2 protein-coding genes are annotated in these 2,030 nt (G+C 64.8%); both read right to left on the bottom strand.

The window, feature by feature from the left end; genetic code table 11:
• Positions 1–192 precede the first annotated feature (192 nt).
• Positions 193–1,176 carry an ABC transporter substrate-binding protein gene (locus VH499_RS20695; RefSeq protein WP_332054650.1) on the bottom strand — a complete coding sequence of 328 codons (984 nt, stop codon included), beginning with the start codon at positions 1,174–1,176 and terminating at the stop codon, positions 193–195.
• Positions 1,173–2,030 (bottom strand): ABC transporter substrate-binding protein (locus tag VH499_RS20700; RefSeq protein WP_332054651.1); only part of this gene is annotated, 858 nt, incomplete at its 5' end. The genes VH499_RS20695 and VH499_RS20700, both read right to left, overlap by 4 nt.

Consider the following 2,030-nt stretch of genomic DNA (forward strand, 5'->3'; position numbering starts at 1 on the left):
TTTGCCCGGGCAAGCCATACCTGAACACGCACAGCAATTGCCATAGGGCGTGCGCCCCTGGACCGACGGAGAAGTAAGAGGAGGGGCAGCTCCGTCAGTGGCGCGAGGCAGGCTGCCGAGGCCCATTGGGCGCGACCAACGGATGCGCCGAGGACGCGCGTCGGCTTTCGCCACAAGCGGACATCTGCGCGCCTATTCGATCACCTCGTCGGTGCGCGCGAGGAGGGTGATCGGTATGTCCAAGCCGAGGGCCTTGGCGGTCTTAAGGTTGATCACCAGTTGGAATTTGGTCGCGTGTTGAACGGGCAGGTCCGCCGGCTTCTCGCCCTTGAGAATGCGATCGACATAACTGGCCGCGCGCCGGTAAAGGTCGACATTATCGATACCGTAAGACGCTAGGCCACCGCTCAAGACCCAGTACCGGAATGCGAAGACCGTCGGTATCCGCAGTCGATTCGCCAGCGCGATGATCAGGTCGCGCCGGGCCGCAGGAGCAGGGCCAGGCAGCACGATAATGCCGCCGTCAGGACCGGCCGCGATGGCCTCGATGGCACGCTCGATCTCGGGGGTGTCGCGTACCGCGGAACTTATCAGCGTAACCGGAAATGTCAGCTCGCCGCCTGTGATCGATGCCATGTATCCGGCGGCCGCCGGATTGTCGGCATCATAGATGACGGCGACCCGCCTGACCCGCGGCGCGATCTCTTTGAGCAGCTCCAGCCATTTCACGCCGATCGAATACTCATGCTGCGTGAAGCCGGTGATGTTGCCGCCGGGCCGCGTGAGGCTCACGACGATGCCAGCGCCCACTGGATCGGTCACCTGTGCAAACACGGTGGGGATGTCTCGCGTCGCTTGCCGCAACGCGGCTAACGAAGTGGTGGCACCAGCCAAGAGTACATCAGGCTTGAGTCGGACCAACTCGGCCGCGTATGTTCGCAAGCGCTCGCCGTCGCCGCCGCTGAAGCGATAGTGGATTTCGATATTCCGGCCACTCGTCCAGCCCAGCTTCTCCAGCCCCTCCTCGAATGCCGCAATGCGGTTGCGTGTTTCCGGGTCGTTCTCGGCAAGCCCGAACAGCGCGGCGATGCGCCGGATCGGCTCCTGCGCTCGCGCCCTGACTGACCATGCCGCTGCTGCGCTGGCAAGGAGCGATAAGAATGCCCTTCTCCTCATTCGATCACCTCGTCGGCGATCGCGAGCAGCGAAGGCGGCACGGTGAGGCCGAGCGCCTTGGCGGTCTTCAGATTGATCACCAGCTGGTAATTGGAAGCCTGTTCCACCGGCAGGTCGGCCGGCTTGGCGCCCTTGAGAATCTTGTCGATGTAGGTGGCGGCGCGGCGGACCAGGTCGGGCGCAACCGGCGCATAGCTCATGAAGCCGCCCGCTACCACGTTGTCCCGAGCGCCGAACAGCCCCGGCAACCGGTGCTTCAGCGCGAGCTCGGCCAGTCGCGCGCGGTGAGAGAGCATAAGCGTAGACGCCGAGACAAAGAATCCGTCCACCCGTTCTTGTGCCATCGTCACGAACGCTGCATCGAAATCCTCGACCGTTCGCACCGGTTGCAAGTGCGCCTGCAACGCGAGCTTCTGGCGGGCAGCTTCGACGGCCCGCAAGGTGGGGACGTGCGACGGCACCGCCGGACTGAAGAGCACGCCGATCCGCGTCGCCTGCGGGAGAGCCTCCTTGAAGATCTCCAGCGCCTTGGCGGTGAGGTCGGTCTGCACTACCGTCAGCCCCGTGATGTTGCCGCCAGGGCGCGGCAGGCTCGCCACGTGTCCAAGCCCGACGGGGTCGGCATGGGTGGCGAATACGATGGGGATCGTCGTGGTCGCCGCTCGCGCCGCTTCGGTCTCGGTCGAAGTCATCGCGAAGATGAGATCAACCTTCATCTCGACCAACGCGGCGGCGTGCTCGCGCAGTTGCTCGATCCGGTCCGCCCACCGGAACTCGATGATGATGGTCTTGCCCTCGACGTAACCAAGGTCGCGCAAGCCAGCGCGCAGCGGTTCGAGCCGGGGCGCCCAGGC

It is taken from the genome of Reyranella sp., assembly GCF_036558665.1.
Taxonomy (GTDB): domain Bacteria; phylum Pseudomonadota; class Alphaproteobacteria; order Reyranellales; family Reyranellaceae; genus Reyranella.